This window comes from Streptomyces sp. NPDC050423, assembly GCF_040655445.1.
Lineage (GTDB): Bacteria > Actinomycetota > Actinomycetes > Streptomycetales > Streptomycetaceae > Streptomyces.
Map to the genome: position 1 here is coordinate 18,241 of NZ_JBFAJY010000015.1, position 15,842 is coordinate 34,082.

At 70.8% G+C, this 15,842-nt stretch carries 10 protein-coding genes and 2 pseudogenes; 1 reads left to right on the plus strand and 11 read right to left on the minus strand.

Annotated features, from left to right (window positions below; genetic code table 11):
* Positions 1-33: 33 nt before the first annotated feature.
* The 5 genes from AB0I52_RS13710 to AB0I52_RS13730 all read right to left on the minus strand — a co-directional run bounded on the left by AB0I52_RS13710 (position 34) and on the right by AB0I52_RS13730 (position 7,138).
* Positions 34-1,113 (minus strand): NlpC/P60 family protein, encoded by a 1,080-nt coding sequence (locus AB0I52_RS13710; protein WP_363072087.1) that lies wholly within the window; start codon positions 1,111-1,113, stop codon positions 34-36.
* Between the two features lie 9 nt (positions 1,114-1,122).
* A complete protein-coding gene (locus AB0I52_RS13715) occupies positions 1,123-1,605 on the minus strand; it encodes a poly-gamma-glutamate biosynthesis protein PgsC/CapC (protein ID WP_073738471.1) in 483 nt (160 codons plus the stop codon).
* On the minus strand, positions 1,602-3,311 hold the full coding sequence (gene pgsB / locus AB0I52_RS13720) for a poly-gamma-glutamate synthase PgsB (RefSeq protein ID WP_363072089.1): 1,710 nt from the start codon (positions 3,309-3,311) through the stop codon (positions 1,602-1,604). Before pgsB ends, AB0I52_RS13715 begins: the two co-directional genes overlap by 4 nt.
* Positions 3,312-3,317: 6 nt before the next feature.
* Positions 3,318-5,603: a cache and HAMP domain-containing protein gene (locus AB0I52_RS13725; RefSeq protein WP_363072091.1), complete on the minus strand. Its 2,286-nt coding sequence runs from the start codon at positions 5,601-5,603 to the stop codon at positions 3,318-3,320.
* A gap of 401 nt (positions 5,604-6,004) precedes the next feature.
* Positions 6,005-7,138 carry a CapA family protein gene (locus AB0I52_RS13730; RefSeq protein WP_363072278.1) on the minus strand — a complete coding sequence of 378 codons (1,134 nt, stop codon included), beginning with the start codon at positions 7,136-7,138 and terminating at the stop codon, positions 6,005-6,007.
* Between the two features lie 104 nt (positions 7,139-7,242).
* Here AB0I52_RS13730 and AB0I52_RS13735 point away from each other — a divergent pair, with 104 nt between their 5' ends.
* Positions 7,243-8,244 (plus strand): hypothetical protein, encoded by a 1,002-nt coding sequence (locus tag AB0I52_RS13735; protein WP_363072093.1) that lies wholly within the window; start codon positions 7,243-7,245, stop codon positions 8,242-8,244.
* Between the two features lie 172 nt (positions 8,245-8,416).
* On the opposite strand, the gene AB0I52_RS13740 is transcribed toward AB0I52_RS13735, so the two are convergent.
* The 6 genes and pseudogenes from AB0I52_RS13740 to mfd all read right to left on the minus strand — a co-directional run bounded on the left by AB0I52_RS13740 (position 8,417) and on the right by mfd (position 15,831).
* Positions 8,417-9,697: an MFS transporter gene (locus tag AB0I52_RS13740; protein WP_363072095.1), complete on the minus strand. Its 1,281-nt coding sequence runs from the start codon at positions 9,695-9,697 to the stop codon at positions 8,417-8,419.
* Positions 9,694-10,302, minus strand: a complete 609-nt coding sequence (locus tag AB0I52_RS13745; RefSeq protein WP_363072097.1) for a helix-turn-helix domain-containing protein — start codon at positions 10,300-10,302, stop codon at positions 9,694-9,696. The genes AB0I52_RS13740 and AB0I52_RS13745 overlap by 4 nt, the downstream gene beginning before the upstream one ends.
* A gap of 140 nt (positions 10,303-10,442) precedes the next feature.
* On the minus strand, positions 10,443-11,198 hold the full coding sequence (locus AB0I52_RS13750; RefSeq protein WP_363072280.1) for an HNH endonuclease family protein: 756 nt from the start codon (positions 11,196-11,198) through the stop codon (positions 10,443-10,445).
* Between the two features lie 174 nt (positions 11,199-11,372).
* Positions 11,373-11,735 (minus strand): annotated as a pseudogene (locus AB0I52_RS13755) (GntR family transcriptional regulator).
* Positions 11,732-12,121 (minus strand): annotated as a pseudogene (locus tag AB0I52_RS13760) (UTRA domain-containing protein); the annotation flags it as partial. The pseudogenes AB0I52_RS13760 and AB0I52_RS13755, both read right to left, overlap by 4 nt.
* 179 nt (positions 12,122-12,300) lie before the next feature.
* The gene (gene mfd, locus AB0I52_RS13765; protein WP_363072099.1) at positions 12,301-15,831 is read right to left on the minus strand and encodes a transcription-repair coupling factor; all 3,531 of its coding nucleotides are present in this window, start codon (positions 15,829-15,831) and stop codon (positions 12,301-12,303) included.
* Positions 15,832-15,842: the final 11 nt, after the last annotated feature.

Genomic DNA, 15,842 nt, shown 5'->3' on the forward strand with positions numbered 1-15,842 from the left:
CCGGACGCTCCCTGGAGCCGCTTCGCGCTGTCCCTAGAGCCGCTTCGCGCTGCGCAGGGTCGCCGCGTAGTAGCCGTTGCCGTCGAGGCGTGAGGTGCCGCCCTTGTCGCCGATCGTCGGGCCGTTCACTTCCTCCCGGCTGGAGACGAAGATCAGGTGGCCGTCCGAGTCGTGGCCCATGTACATGCCGATGTGGTCCAGCCGCTGGCCGGTGCGCTGGTCGAGCTTGAAGAAGACCAGGTCGCCGGGTTGCAGCACGTCGATCGAGGTGGGCCGATCCGCGGGCGCGATGCCCTTGAGCGGTATGACGTCCGCGCCGAGCTTGGAGCGGGCGATGCCGTTGGCGGTGCGGGGCAGTCCGTCGCCCTGGCCGTCGAGGGGGGCGAGCGGGTAGCGGGCGCGGTAGCCGAAGATCGTGCGCATGAAGCCCGAGCAGTCGATGGCCCGGTAACGGGCCTTGTCGGGCTGGCGGGTGACACCGTTGCGGAAGGTGTACGGGATGCCCAGGTAGTCGAAGAAGTCCGACTCCTCCAGGCGCAGGTCGTTGCCCTCGCTGCCGACCGGGTTGAGGGGTCCGAACTGGGCGTCCCCGGCGTAGGAGACCCCCTCGTCGTCCTTCTTGACCGGCGCCCCCTCGACGTACTGGAAGGCGAAGGCGAACAGGTCGTCCTCCTCGCTGCCGAAGTAGGTCTTGAACCAGTCCTTGAACCACTGCTGCTTCTCGGCGCCCTTCTTCCACTTCTCCGGCATCAGCCGCACCCAGCTCTCGGTGATCACCCGGGACTTGGTGCTGGTGGGTTCGGCGAAGGTACGGGAGGGGCCGGTGAGTGTGGCGGTGCGGGCGTGGTCGGTGAAGGTGGCGATCACCTTGCCGCCGGCGTCGCGCAGGACCGTACGGGCGGGTGCGTTCAGCCGTTCCCAGGTCTGCTTCCCGGACGCCAGCGCGGCTCCCGCCGGCTTGTCCGTGATGGCCTGGACGGCGGGTGCCTTGGCCTGTTCGTCCTTGCGGAGTTCGACAGTGAAGTACGCACTGGCGGCGAGCAGTCCGACCACCGTGACGGCGTGCAGGATCTGGCGGGGGCGCTTGGACTGCTTGGTACGGGGAGCGGTCATGAGATCACCTCAGGCAGACGGAAGGGCGCCGAGCAGGATGCCGGCGGTCAGGACGACGTAGGCGAGCAGCGAGACCGAGCCGGTGGCCAGCAGCGTCGCGCCCTTCGGCTGGCGGACCAGCTGGTAGGCGATGAGACCCGGGACGATGAAGCCGAGGGTCTGGTTGGCGTACATCAGCGGGAACTCCACCTGGAGCACGATCATCACCGTCGCCTGGAGGATGACCCCGGTCAGCACCACCGCGGAGAACAGCCGCTTCCCGTAGAGGATGACGACCTTCTGGAGCAGCAGCACGGAGACGTAGGTGAGGACGGTGACGCCGACCACCATGGCCGCGCGCTGGAGGTCCTCGACGAGGGTCAGCGCGAGCCAGCCGGGGGTGATCATGCCGCCGGGTGAGAGGTTGGTCGTCAGATAGCAGACCAGGGAGAACATCAGGCCGAGCGCGATGCCGATGGCGGCGATCTCGGGCGTCAGGACGGTGGGGATCAACGGGGGTCTCCTGCGCTGTTCTGCCGGCTCTGCTGGTAGGGGTCCTGCGGCGGGTACGGGGCCGCGTACGGGCCCTGCTGCCCCGGGGGCTGCTGCCCGTGCTGGTACGGCTGTGCGGGCTGCTGGTGCTCCGGCTGGTGCTGTTGCTGCTGGTGTTCCGGCTGTTGCCGGCGTTCCGGGGGCTGGCTGTCCGGGGGCAGCGCGGGCTCGAACATGCCGCGCTGCCGGGGCTGTGCCGGCACCGGTGCCGGGGCCTGGACCGGGGTCTGGACCGGTGCCGGGGCCTGGACCTGGACCGGGGTCTGGACCGTGGGGTGCGGCTGGTAGCGGGTCTCGTACGCCTCCGGGTAGGGCGCGTACGGGTCCAGATGCGGCCGGTACTGCTGGAGCGGCAGCGTCTCGTCGTGGCGGACGTGCTGCGGGGCGGGCGGGGCCGGCTGCTCGTCCGGGGGCTGCGTGCCCCGCTCGTCCGGGATCTCCTCGGCCTGCTCGTCCGGGGCCCGGTCGAGCTGCTCGTCCGGGGTCTCGTCGGGCGGGAGTTCGCTGAGGTGCTCCAGCAGCAGTTCGCCCTGGCCGTGGATGTTGCCGATGGCGATCAGCGACGAGTCGGGCCCGAGGCCGCCGAGCAGCTCACGCATGAACTCCTCCGGGTCGCGGCGGTCACCGCCCAGGTCCACCGCGCGGCTGCGCCACTCGGAGGGGATCGCGTCGATGGCGCTCTTGGCCGGGTGGCCGATGACGAAGACCTTGTCGGGCTGGAGGTCGGGGATGATCTCGCCCATCTGGCCGTTGCGTTCGACCCGGTCCGGGCGGCAGTTGATGACGACGTTCAGCGGACGGTGGACGGCGCCCAGGTCCAGCAGCTGGTTGACGTTCATCAGCGTCGACTCGGGGTCGTTGGCCGCGAAGACGTTGGCGAAGCGCAGCTTCTTGCCGTCCGGCGTCACATACCTCTCGACGGAGAGGACGCCCGGGTCCGGCGGGGCGTCGTACATCCCCTTCAGCGCGGTCTCCCGCTCCACGCCGAGCAGTTCGGCGACCTTCAGCGCGATGGCCACGTTCTCCTTGAAGGTGAACCAGCTGAAGCCGCGCAGCTCCGCGTCGCTCACGGTCTCGGGGTCGGCGTAGATGAGCTCGCAGTCGCGGGCGTCGGCCTCCTCCTGGAGGATCGCGAACCGTTCGACCTCGGCGGTCACACAGATGCCGCCCTCCGGCATGGAGCGGCAGAGCGAGCGCGCCACGTCGTCGAGGGTCGGGCCCATCTCGGCGAGGTGGTCCTCGCGCACGTTGCAGAGCACGCCGATCGTGGAGCGGATCAGTTTGGACTGGTTGATCTCCTGGAGCGCCGGCATCACCGCCATGCACTCGATGACCAGGGCCTGCGGCTCGTACGAGGCGGCGCGGCGCACGATGCCGATCTGCTCGACGACATTGGCCAGGCCGAATTTGCGGTAGACGGGTTCCTCGGTGGCGTCCGGGTGGATGAACCGGGCCGCCGTACCGGTGGTCTTGGCGACGGTCACCAGATCGCCGCCGCGCAGGGCGCCCGCGCAGAGCCGGGTGATGGAGGACTTACCGCGGATGCCGTTCACCAGGACCCGGGCGGGTATTCGCTCCAGGTTGATGAAGTGGCGTCGCTGCTCGACGATGCCCGCTGTCAGCAGGATCGCGCAGCACACCACCAGCACGGTGTAAAGGAACAGCACGGCCGGTCAGGTCCTTTCGGCGTAGGTCGTGGGCGCCGTCGGCGCGGGCTCGCGCTTCTGCTGCGCCGGGAGCTGCTGGCGCAGCAGCTCCAGGGAGCGGGTGACGGCGCCGACCTCGTCGTGGTGGCGCGGATAGAGGACGGTGCGCCGGTCACCGCCGGCGAGCGCCTCGGCCTGGTCGGCGAGGGCGCGCAGCGGGCGTACGACGACGATGTGGAGCCAGCCCAGGCAGGCGATGGCCGCGGCCATCCCCAGCAGCCCGGCGAGCACGGTGAGGTTCTGCCGGCGGTATTCGGGGATGGCGAGGGAGCTCGCGGGCTGCCGGCTGACCACGGTCCAGCCGAGGGACTTCGCCGCCCCGCCGCCGACGAAGGGCGCGGCCGCGGCGATCTGCACCTTGCCGCCGTCGCGGTACATGATGCCGCTGGGGTGGGTGCTGACGCCGGTCTTCTGGTTGGTGCCGGCCACGAGGGTCCGCAGCCGTTCGCCGGACAGCTCCTGGAAGGCGCGGTAGCCGGAGTTGCCGCCGATGATCCGCTGCTTGTCGTCGACGATGTTGACCTGGCCGAGGCCGGGCCGCTTGAGCAGGCCGTTGACGAACTCGATACGGAACTCGCCGACGACGGTGGCGCCGTCGCGGCCGGGTATCCCGGCCTGGGCGACGATGACCGGCTTCTTGCCGGAGTCGTTGAGCACCCGGATGAGCTGGCCGGTGGATGCCTTGCCGATGGGCTGGTGCGGGGTGTCGCCCGCGTGCGCGGCGACCTTCCCGGAGGCGTCGAGGACGTACAGCGACTGGTAGCGGTCGTGCTCCTGGCGGGTGCGGTCCAGGACGCTGCGCATGTCGGCGGGTGAGGTGTCGGCGCCGATCAGTGTGGCCACGGACAGGAGGTCGGCCTGTCCCTCGTTGAGGGCCCGGCGTACCCGGTCGGTGAGGGTGTCGGTGCGCTCGCGCTGGTCGTTGACCAGCTGCTGCGGTACGACGGCGGTGGCGTCGGCCCGGTTGAGGAGCAGCAGCATCGGGGCGCACCAGGCGAGTACGAGCACCCCGCAGACGACGAGGAGTCCGCGGCTGCCGAACCGGCCGCGCCGGGGCGGCTCGGCGGACCGGGCCTCACCGAGCAACTGGCGGCGCAGCCGTTCCAGGGAGTTCCCGATCCGGGCGGCTTCGCCGTACGAGGGGGAGCTGACCGGTCGGGTGAGGTCGCCGCGGGTCAGCCGCCGGCTCTCCAGGAAGAGCCGGATCAGCGGCCGTTGGACGGTGCCCAGGAGCAGCGCGACGGCGAGTGCGCCGACGACGACCAGGCAGCCGGCGGCCACCAGGCCGAAGAAGGGGCCGGCGACCGCGGTGGGGTTCTCGGCCACCGGGACCATGGCGACGACGCTGAGGCCGAGGCCGGTGGCGACGGTGGGTTCGCCGGGCTGGGGTCCGGCGAGCGAGGCGTAGCCGGCGACGTTGCGGTCGCCCGCGTGCACGCTGCCGAGCAGGCTGCCGCTGACGCCGGGGAAGCCGCCGGAGCCGGGTTCCTTGGCGGACAGCGGGTGCTGGCGGACCTTGACGGACGCGGTCTTCGCGAAGCTCTTCAGCTGCTTGGCGGCGCGTTTGGCGTCGGCGCGCTGGGTGTCGGTGAGCAGCTGTTCGGGCTGCGGGATGCCGTCGCTGGAGAGGATGGCGGCGTCGGCGTCGATGACCGCGATGGAGCGGAACTGGCCCAGGCTGATGCCGGGGAACCGCAGATTGCTGGAGGCGACCAGGAGCTGCTGCGGGGCGCCGGGCCAGGAGAGCAGGGCGAAGGAGAGCAGCCGGGTCTCCCCGTTGGCCAGCTTCACCATGCGGGGGCCGAGCGCGTCCTTGCCGCTGAGCTTCGAGGTGTCGATCGCGGTGAGGGGGACGTTCTCGCCACGGGCGGCGAGCAGCTTGCCGGAGGAGATCTCGACGACCGCGGTGCCGGTCCACTTCTGGTAGACGCTGCTGATCTTGTCGAGCACCGCGTCGGGAGAGACCTGGTCCGCGGCGTTGAACAGGCCGGCGGTCCGCCCCAGGTCGGTGAAGCTCTCGTCGATGGAGGCGCGCAGGGCGATGGCGCCGTCCTCGGCGAACTCCTGCTGGGAGGTCAGTACGGCCTCGGGTACGCGGTCCTGCACCGTGCGGCCCAGACCGAGCGCGGTGATGGCGGCGAGCGAGAGCAGCAGGACCGAGAGGACCGCGATGGGCGGCCGTATACCACCCAGCAACGACATATCGGCCCGGCGGCGGACCTTGTGTCGCCGCTTCACAGGCGAGGCGGCCATGGTGCATCCCTTCTGGAACTTCTTGCGTCTTCTGGTACTTCGGCACTGCGGGAGCGGTCGGGATGCGGCAGGAGCGGTCGACCCTGCGGGAGTAAACGGAGCTTTCGCCCAGTGTGGAACTTCTGCGACTTCTGTCCCTTTCGGGACTCTCTGAATTTCAGGGTGCGTCGACACGCCCAAAAAATCGAACGCCCACACGGAAGATCATGACTCGTTCGCATTCCGAACGGTTGCAGTGAAAAAAGAAGTTGTGATGCAGACCACTCGAATCAGGCCACAGGGCCGGCCAGATGAACCCGGGCGACATCCTGTGTTCACCTGGCCGTCATCACCGGCGTCCGCCGCCGACCGCCATCACCGGCCGCCGTCCGACCGCGCTGACGGCGGGCCCTCGCCCGGGGTCACCCGGGCAGGCCCTGCAGCGGCTTCAGGCCGTCCTGCGCGGCCCCGCGGTTGAGCATCGTGCCCTGGGTGCGCTCGAACGCCAGCCGGTAGCGGGCCCGTTCCTCGGGCGTCAGCTCCTTGCCGTCGCGCAGCGCCGCGGCCACATCGACGAGCCGGTGGTCCTGCACCGCGTCGGACGGCACCGTCTTCGCCGCGTCCGTCTCGGTGGGCGGAATGGAGACGAGCGTCGGTACGTACCGCGCCTGCACGTCCCACGACCCGCCGCGCTTGCGGAACTCGAACCAGCCGATGATGCCTTCCTCGGTCAGTCCTGACGGCACCTCGTGCCGGGCCACCTGATTGCCCAGCCCGTACGCGATCCAGGTCCCGTTGACCTTCTCCATCGGCTGCACGACATGGGCGTGATGGCCGATCACCAGGTTGATGCCCGTCTCCCGGGCGATCCTGCGCGCCAGCTTGATCTGCCCCGAGCTGGGCTCGGGGTGGTGCTCGCGCCCCCAGTGGATGCTCAGGATGACCACATCGGCGCCGGCCGCGCGGGCGCCCTTCTCGGCTTCCTTGATCCGGGCGAAGTCGTTCTGGTTGACGACCCAGGGCGTGCCGGCCGGGACCTCGCGCCCGTTGAAGCCGAAGGCGTACGAGAGTTGCGCCACCTTGACGCCCTTGACGTCCATGATCAGCGGCTTGTCGGCCTCGGCCTTGCTGCGCGCCGAGCCGGTGTGCTTCAGCCCGGCCTTGTCGAGGGCGTCGAGGGTGCGCTTCACGCCGGCCCGGCCGTGGTCGAGCGTGTGGTTCGACGCGGTCGAGCAGGTGTCGTAGCCGACCTGCTTCACCGCGGTGGTGATCTGCGGCGGCACCAGGAAGTCCGGGAAGCTGCGGAACGGTCCGTTCGGCTTGCCCACCACCGGCTCGAAGTGGCAGATCGCCAGGTCGGCACGGGAGATGACGGGCTGCACCCCGGCCATGAGCCGGTAGAAGTCCAGCCCCTTCTTCCCCTCGGCCTTCGCGTCCTTGCGGGCCTGTTCGATCAGCGGCGGGTGGATCAGGATGTCACCGGCCGCGGCGACGGTGAACGACGGCCCTCCCCCTTTGGCCGGACCGTTTCCGCCGGACTCGGTGTCACCGCCCAGGAGGGAGCAGCCGGTGAGGGCCAGCGCGAGGAGCCCCACCAGGGCGGCGCGAGAGGTGAAGGGAACATAAAGACGTCGGGTCACCCATGTATTTTTACTTGAATATGACGAGCAAATGGGCCAAAAACTCGGCGATCTCTGCAACATTGCTGGTCACAGCCGTCGTAGCGGCTGTTGTGGTGCTCGTCACCCCCTCCGGAGGAGGGGGTTCCGACGGGGACCGGCCGCAGCGTGCCCGCCCCCGGGACGGCATCGACCTCGCCGCACGCATCGACGACTACACCCGGGAGACGATCCGCCGCAGCGGCTTCCACCCGCCGACGGCCCTGGATCGCCGCACCGTCGCCGAGGGCGTCGGCCTCTACCTCGACGGCCGCCACAAGGACGCCGCACAGCGCCTCGCCGAGATCGACTTCGGGGTGGCCACGTTCACGGACACGGCCACCGGCCGGCCCTTCGCCGAGATCGCCGACCGGGCGCGGGAATCCGCCCGCGGCTGGGGACGCGTGTACATCGACCTGTCCCGCCCCACCGCGACCTGGTCCGTCCAGGTCCCGCACCCGGTCGCCGACGCCGACAGCGAGAAGCTGGGCGTGGGCGCCTGGCGGGCCACGCCGGGCGGGGTCATGGTCCTGGCGGGCGCGAACCGCAGGGCGGGCGAGGACGGCGCGGCGGATGTCGCCCACCGCCGGGACACCGTCTTCCACGCGGTCTGCGCCGAACTGGTCACCCACCGGCTGCCCGGCATCCAGCTCCACGGCTACGCCGACTCCACCGAACCGGACTACGACGTGATCGTCTCCACCGGGAAGGGCGACCACGGCCGCGCCTGGGGCGAGGGACTGTCGGCGGCACTGCGGCAGGAGGGCTTCGAGGTCTGCCGGGTCTGGGTGCGCCGCTGCTCCCTGGAGGGCCGGACGAACGTCCAGGGACGGGACGCGGCCGATGCCGAACTCCCTTTCCTGCACGTCGAGTTCAGCCGCACCGTCCGGGCGTCGCCGCGCCGGACCGCCGACGCGGTGACGGCGATCAGGGAAGCTGCGATCAGGGAGGCGGCGGCGGACCACAACGCGCAGAGCGGCACTCCCGCGCGGGCGGAGCGCTAGGCGTGTTTCCAAAGTAGCGCCGTCCGCGCGAAGGGCGGGCCCGGCGGTGTCCGGTGCGTGCGATCGCAAGGCGGAGGGTCGCCCCGATACTGGTTGTATCGGGGCGATCCCGACAACGCGGCGAGCGTGCGTGCCAGACACCGCCGGGCAGGCGGGACTTCCGAAACACGCCCTAGGGTCTTCCGTTCGGATCAGGCCGGCTCAGGGAGCGGGTACGGGGAATCGGCGAGGGCAGCAGCCAGAGCAGTGACAGGGCCCCGCCGACAGCGGCGACGAGGAGGGTCGCCCGCAGACCCACGAAGGTGGCGAGCAGCCCGCCGACGACGGCGCCGACGGGGCGTACGCCGTAGTTGACCGTGCTGTACGCGCCTGCGACGCGACTGCGCATGCCGTCGGGGATCACCGCGGCCTGGAGGGAGTTGAGGTTGACGTCGAACAGCATGACACCGAAGCCGGACAGGAACTCGGCGGCGGCCAGGGCGCCGGCACGGAGCCAGAGCGGGCCGCCCGCGGCTGCGGCGATGGCGACCGGTGCCGGGAACAGCACCGCGCCGACGACGATGCCGCGCCCCACGCCGAACCGTCGCGAGATCCTCGGGGCGGACACCGCGCCGAGGAGGGAACCGGTCGCGCCGATCCCGAACGCGATGCCGATCGCGCCCGCCGACAGTCCGAGGCTCCGGCCGGCGAACAGGACGATCAGCCCGCTGCCCGCGACGAAGGTGAAGAAGTTGACGGTCGCCGCGCATCCGAGGGCCGCCCGCAGCACGGGGTGACGGACGACGAACGACATTCCCTCCCGGGCGCGCTGCAACAGCGACGACGCCGTCGCACCGCCGGGCGCCGCAGGCGGTTCGTCGACCGATACCCGACCGACCAGGACCGCTGACACCAGGAAGCTCAGGGCGTCCACGACGAGGGTGACGGGTGCGCTGAGCGCCTGCACCAGAACGCCGCCGATGGCCGGGCCGGCGACGTACGACACCGACCGGCCGGCGCTGAGCTTGCTGTTCGCGTCGACATAGGAAGCACGCGGTACCAGCCGTACGAAGAACGGCGGATAGGCGGTGTTGAACAGCACCCCGGCCGTGCCCATCAGCAGCGCCACCGCGTACAGCTGCACGAGCGTCACCGCCCCCAGCAGATACGCCGCCGGGACACTGAGCAGCACCGCGGCGCGCACCAGGTCGGCAAGGATCATCAGGCGGCGCTTGTCGCCCCGGTGGTCGACCCATGCCCCCAGCAGGATCGCGAGCAGATTCGGGGTCCAGATCAGCGCGGTCAGCCACGCCACCTGGTTGGCCGAGGCGTTCAGGGTGCTGACGGCGATCAGGGGCAGGGCCAGTTCGGTGATCCTGTCGCCGAACTGCGAGGCCGACTGGCCGGCCCAGAAACGGCGGAACCGTCGATCCCGCCACAGCGATATCGCGGCGGTCCCGTCCGGGCTGTTCACGGCGTCGGCCGGGCCTGCTCCCCGGCGGCTTCCGGCAGGACGTAGCGCATCAGCCGGACGCCGCGGCCGTCCGCGGGCCGCTCGGCCGCGTCGCGAGTCACGTACGGCGCGAGAACGCGCTCGATCCCCTCCTCGATGGCGGCCAGCTCCTCGGCCGAGACCACGACGCGGGTGTTGGCCAGCCCGGCCTGCCCGCGCCACGCCTGATCGAGTTCGGGCTCGACCTCGGCGGCCCACCGGGCGGGGACGTCCGCATAGCGCAGGAACATCTGCTGCGACAGCACCCGCGCGGCTGCCCGGCCCTCTTCGTCGGCCGGGTCCCGCGGTGCCTCGAACCGGAATCCGCGCGCCACGGCCTCCCAGCGCCGCCGGCGCCGGTCCGGGCCCGGCTCACTGTCGCGGACCAGCCCGAAGCCGGCCAGGTGGCGCAGGTGCCAGCTGGTCACCGACGGCGTCGCCCCCACGTCGGGCGCGAGTTCCGTCGCGGTCGCGGGCCCGTGCCGGTGGAGGTGGTCGAGGATCGCCAGCCGCACCGGATGCGCCAACGCGCGCATCGCCTGCGGATCAGTGATCTCGATATCGCCCAGGGGATTATGGGAGGTCATGACGTGAGAGCATCCTCTCACGATTTGTGAGAGTCAACTCTCACATCTGCGCAGTCGATTCAGGACCTTCTCTCCCACCGGACGAAAGGTGCGTACCCGCCCGGACGGGTACGGAGTGCCGGGCGGGTTCCGCCGCGCGGTCAGCCGCCGCACAGCTCCAGCATGACCTTCTTGTCCGCCGTCGTGACCGGGAGCTGGTACTTCAGCGACACCTGGGCGAACCGCAGCGCGTACGAGCACCGGACCGGCTTGTACGGCGGCAGCCAGGACGCGGGGCCCGAGTCGCGCTTGGCGTTGTTCGCCGGGCCGTCCACCGGGAGCAGGTTGAGCGGGTCGTTGGCGATCTGCTGCCGCTTCGCCTCGTTCCAGCGGGCGGCGCCCATCTGCCAGTCGTACGACAGCGGCATGACGTGGTCGATCTGGACCTTGGTGGCCTGCTGCTTGCGCCACTCTATGGTCGACCCGGTGTACGGGTCCTTGAGCGTCATGGCGACGACCACACAGTCGGACCCCGACCGGAGCTCGACCTTCCTGCCGTCCCGGGCCAGCAGGTCGTTGCGGGTGTCACACCCGTTGCGCGAGAGCGGTATGCCGTCGACGGTGTCCTTCCACGCATACCCGAACTTGTCCCGCGCGTACCCGGTCTTGGGACCGCGCCCCTTGGTGGCCACCTTCCCGATGACCTTCCGGGCCGCCGCCCGGTCCGCGTCGGAGGTGAGCGGCGCCAGCCCCGGCTTCGTGCCGTCGGCGTTGTCGAGCGGGCTGGCACCGAAGCCGGTGACCGACCCGCCGCCGCCGTTCGAGCCGGTGCCCGGGGACTCGGCACCGGACGTGATCTTCTCGGGGTCACAGCCGGCCAGGGCCAGCACGGCGGCCATGCCGAGGGCGGGCACCATCACTCGATAAGCGCGGGGAGATATCACTCGGAGCCGTCCTGACGGGGAGAAAGCCGAACCAACCCGGGAATCCTACGGACGTCTGCCCCGTTCGGACGCATCGATGACCGATGTCCGCCGCGGATGCGTCCCGGATCACATGGCCCGGCCGGGGCGGACACCGTCCGGCCGGGTTCACTCGGCCCTGAACTCGTACTGCAACTCGTACAGATGGCCCGCCTTGACCATGACGGTCGCCTCGATCGGACGCTCGTCGTCGCTGTACACGACGCGCAGGGTACGCAGCACCGGCAGGGAGCCGGGAAGCCGCAGCGCCTGGTACTGGTCCTGGGTGGGGACGCGTGCGGAGTTCGACCGGCTCGTCGTCCATCAGGTCGCGTTCGAGGCGTCGAAACGCTCCTTGAGGTGCACGGTGGACGGCAGGCTGGCTCCCGGAGCCAGGTCCCCGGACATGATCTCGTCCCGCAGGTCCGCCGCGATCCGCTCGTGCAGGGAGCGGCGGTCCGCAGCCTCCTCGTCCGGTCCGGTCACCGTCATCCGATCCTGATCTCGTACCGCAGCTCCTGGCCTCGCGGCGGCATCACCATCACGTCGGCCTGAATGGGCCGGTCGTCCCCGTCCAGTGTGAGCCGCGTCAGTTCGAGCACCGGCTCGCCCGCGGCCAGGGACAGTGCCGCCCGCTCGTTCCCGGACGGCATGCGGGCCACCACGCACTCCTGCGCCCGGACACCGGCGAAGCCCAGATCGGCCAGCAGCCTGATGGCCCCTCCCTGGATTTTCCCTGTTCCGGCCAGGCCCGTGCCCCGGGCGATCTCCACCGGATAGTAGGTGTCGGTCAACTCGCACGCCTCACCGTCGAGATACATGATCCGCCGGCGCTCGACCACGTGCCGTCCCCGCTCCACCTCGAAGTGCGAGACAGCGGCAGCGGCAGCGGCAGCGGCCTACCTGTGGCCGACCACCACGTCGTCGGCAAGACCGTGTGGATGACGTTCGAAAAACCTGCCGCGCCCTGACCCCGGGCACGGCACCGGCCCCGCCGGATGCCCGGCGGGGCCGGTACGGGCTACGGGCTTGCGGCGCGGCGGCCCCGCCCCCGCCGCTACGAGCCCAGGATCGTGGTGAGGAACTCCCCCGTCCACGCCAGGAGTTCGCGGCCCACCACCGGCTTGCCGCCGATCCGGCCGGCCGTGGGGCGCGGGACCAGGATCTGGTGGAGGGCCGGCTTGATGACCGTCTTGGGGTAGAGGCGCTTCAGGCGGAGTTCCTGGGACTCGCGCAGCTCCACCGGGGCGAAGCGGATGTTCGAGCCCTGGAGGACGATGTCGCCGACGCCGCAGGCGCGGGCCAGCATGCGCAGGCCGGCCACCAGGAGGAGGTTCTCAACCGGTTCCGGGAGCTTGCCGTAGCGGTCGGTGAGCTCCTCGCGGACGGCCCTGATGTCGTCCTCCGAGTTGGCCGAAGCCATGGAGCGGTACGCCTGGAGGCGGAGCCGCTCGCCGGGGGCGTAGTCGTGGGGGATGTGGGCGTCGACGGGGAGCTCGATCTTGACGTCCAGCGGCGGTTCCTCCTCCACGCCGCCCTCCAGGGAGGCCCGGTAGCCGGCGACCGCCTCGCCGACCATGCGGATGTACAGGTCGAAGCCGACGCCCGCGATGTGGCCGGACTGTTCGCCGCCCAGGAGGTTGCCCGCGCCGCGGATTTCGAGGTCCTTCATGGCCACGTACATGCCCGCGCCCATCTCGGTGTGCTGGGCGATCGTGGCGAGGCGCTCGTGGGCCGTCTCGGTGAGCGGCTTCTCCGGCGGGTAGAGGAAGTAGGCGTAACCGCGGTCGCGGCCACGGCCCACGCGGCCGCGCAACTGGTGGAGCTGGGAGAGGCCGAAGTTGTCGCCGCGCTCCACGATCAGGGTGTTGGCGTTGGAGATGTCGATGCCGGACTCGACGATCGTCGTGGAGACCAGGACGTCGAACTTCTTCTCCCAGAAGTCCACCACCACCTGTTCCAGGGCCTGTTCGGACATCTGGCCGTGGGCGGTGGCGATCCTCGCCTCGGGGACGATCTCGCGCAGCCGGGCGGCGGCGCGGTCGATGGACTCGACCCGGTTGTGGATGTAGAACGCCTGGCCCTCGCGGAGCAGTTCACGGCGGACGGCCGCGCCGATCTGCTTCTCCTCGTACGGGCCGACGAAGGTGAGGACCGGGTGGCGCTCCTCGGGCGGTGTGGTGATCGTCGACATCTCGCGGATGCCCGTCACCGCCATTTCGAGCGTACGGGGGATGGGCGTCGCGGACATGGTGAGGACGTCCACGTTGGCGCGGAGCTTCTTCAGCTGCTCCTTGTGCTCGACACCGAAGCGCTGTTCCTCGTCGACGATGACCAGACCCAGGTCCTTGAACTTCGTCTCGGACGAGAACAGGCGGTGGGTGCCGATGACCAGATCGACGGAGCCCTCGCGGAGCCCTTCGAGCGTCGACTTGGACTGGGACTCGGACTGGAAGCGGCTCAGCGCCCGTACGTTGACGGGGAATTGGGCGTACCGCTCGGTGAAGGTGCCGAAGTGCTGCTGGACGAGGAGGGTGGTCGGGACGAGCACAGCCACCTGCTTGCCGTCCTGGACCGCCTTGAAGGCCGCCCGGACCGCGATCTCCGTCTTGCCGTAACCGACGTCGCCGCAGATCAGCCGGTCCATGGGGACGGACTTCTCCATGTCCTCCTTGACCTCGGCGATGGTGGTGAGCTGGTCGGGCGTCTCCGCGTGCGGGAAGGCGTCCTCCAGTTCGCGCTGCCAGGGCGTGTCCGGGCCGAAGACATGGCCGGGGGCCGCCATCCGGGCCGCGTAGAGCTTGATCAGGTCGCCGGCGATCTCCTTGACGGCCTTCTTGGCGCGCGCCTTCGTCTTGGTCCAGTCCGCGCCGCCGAGCCGGTGCAGGGTGGGCGCCTCGCCGCCGACGTACTTGGTGACCTGCTCCAGCTGGTCGGTCGGGATGTAGAGCCGGTCGCCGGGCTGGCCGCGCTTGGCGGGGGCGTACTCCACGAGGAGGTACTCGCGGGTGGCGCCCTGCACCGTGCGCTGCACCATCTCGATGTAGCGGCCCACGCCGTGCTGCTCGTGGACGATGTAGTCGCCCGTCTCCAGCGTCAGCGGGTCGATGGTCTTGCGGCGGCGGGCCGGCATCCGGCCCAGGCCATTGATGGCGGTACGCTGGCCGGTCAGGTCCGTCTCGGTCAGGACGGCGATCTTGAGTTCCGCGTCGACGAACCCGAAGTCGATGGCGCCGCAGGAGACGTGGACCAGGGACGGCGAGATTTCCGCCAGGTCCGCGTCGAGGCGGGCCGGGATGCCTTCGCCGCCCAGCACCTCGACGGTGCGGGAGGCGAGGCCCTGGCCCTCGGTGACGTACACCGTGCGCCAGCCGTCGGCCAGCCAGCCCTTGGTGTCGGCGAGCGCGCGGGCGGTGTCGCCGCGGTACGCCTCCGGGGCGTGCATCCGGAGCTTGAGGGTGTCATCGTCAAGCTCCTCGTCGGCGGCGAACGGGGAGACCGACCACCACATCATCTCCAGCTCGCGGGCCCGGTCGCGGACGTCCGCGATGCCCCGCAGCGAGGCCGCGCCGACATCGATCGGGGCCACGCCGCCGCCCGCGGTGGCCGCCCACGACGCCTCCAGGAACTCCTGGCTGGTGGCGACCAGGTCGGCGGCCCGGGTCCGGACCCGCTCCGGGTCGCAGACCACGGCCATCGAGCCCCGGGGCAGCACGTCGATCAAGAGCTCCATGTCGTCGACGAGGACCGGTGCGAGGGACTCCATGCCCTCCACCGCGATGCCCTCGGCGATCTTGTTGAGCAGTTCGCCCAGCTCGGGGTGTTGTTCCGCGAGCGCGGCGGCCCGCTCGCGGACCTCGTCGGTCAGCAGCAGCTCGCGGCAGGGGGGCGCCCACAGCCCGTGGTCGGCGATCTCCAGCGAGCGCTGGTCGGCGATCTTGAAGTAGCGGATCTCCTCGACGTCGTCGCCCCAGAACTCCACCCGAAGGGGGTGCTCCTCGGTCGGCGGGAAGACGTCCAGGATGCCGCCGCGCACCGCGAACTCACCGCGCTTCTCGACCAGCTCGACCCGGGAGTACGCGGCAGCCGCGAGCGCCTCGACCGTCTCGCCCAGATCGGCGCTCTGCCCGATCCGCAGCGCCACGGGTTCCAGGTCCCCGAGCCCCTTGACCTGCGGCTGGAGCACGGAGCGCACCGGCGCGACGACGACGGAGACCGGCCCGGTCTCCGGGTCGTCCTGCCTCGGGTGCGCGAGGCGGCGCAGCACGGCCAGCCGGCGGCCCACGGTGTCGGAGCGGGGCGAGAGCCGCTCGTGCGGCAGCGTCTCCCAGGACGGGTACTCCGCGACCGTGTCCGGCGGGAGCAGCGTGCGCAGCGCCGCCGCCAGGTCCTCGGCCTCGCGTCCGGTCGCGGTGACGGCGAGCACGGTCCGCCCGGCGTCCCTGGCCAGCGCCGCCACGGCGAAGGGCCGGGCGGCGGGCGGGCCCACCAGGTCGATGTGCATCCGGCGGCCGTCCCCGGCGGCCTTCACCGCTTCGGACAGTGCCGGGTCACGTACGACGACATCCAGCAGACCGTGCAGGCTCATGAAGGGCTTCC

Coding starts and splice junctions, on each gene's coding strand:
- AB0I52_RS13710 (WP_363072087.1), bottom strand. CDS start 1,113: ATGACCGCTCCCCGTACCAAGCAGTCCAAGCGCCCCCGCCAGATCCTG.
- AB0I52_RS13725 (WP_363072091.1), bottom strand. CDS start 5,603: ATGGCCGCCTCGCCTGTGAAGCGGCGACACAAGGTCCGCCGCCGGGCC.
- AB0I52_RS13735 (WP_363072093.1), top strand. CDS start 7,243: ATGACGAGCAAATGGGCCAAAAACTCGGCGATCTCTGCAACATTGCTG.
- AB0I52_RS13745 (WP_363072097.1), bottom strand. CDS start 10,302: ATGACCTCCCATAATCCCCTGGGCGATATCGAGATCACTGATCCGCAG.
- AB0I52_RS13750 (WP_363072280.1), bottom strand. CDS start 11,198: ATGGTGCCCGCCCTCGGCATGGCCGCCGTGCTGGCCCTGGCCGGCTGT.
- mfd (WP_363072099.1), bottom strand. CDS start 15,831: ATGAGCCTGCACGGTCTGCTGGATGTCGTCGTACGTGACCCGGCACTG.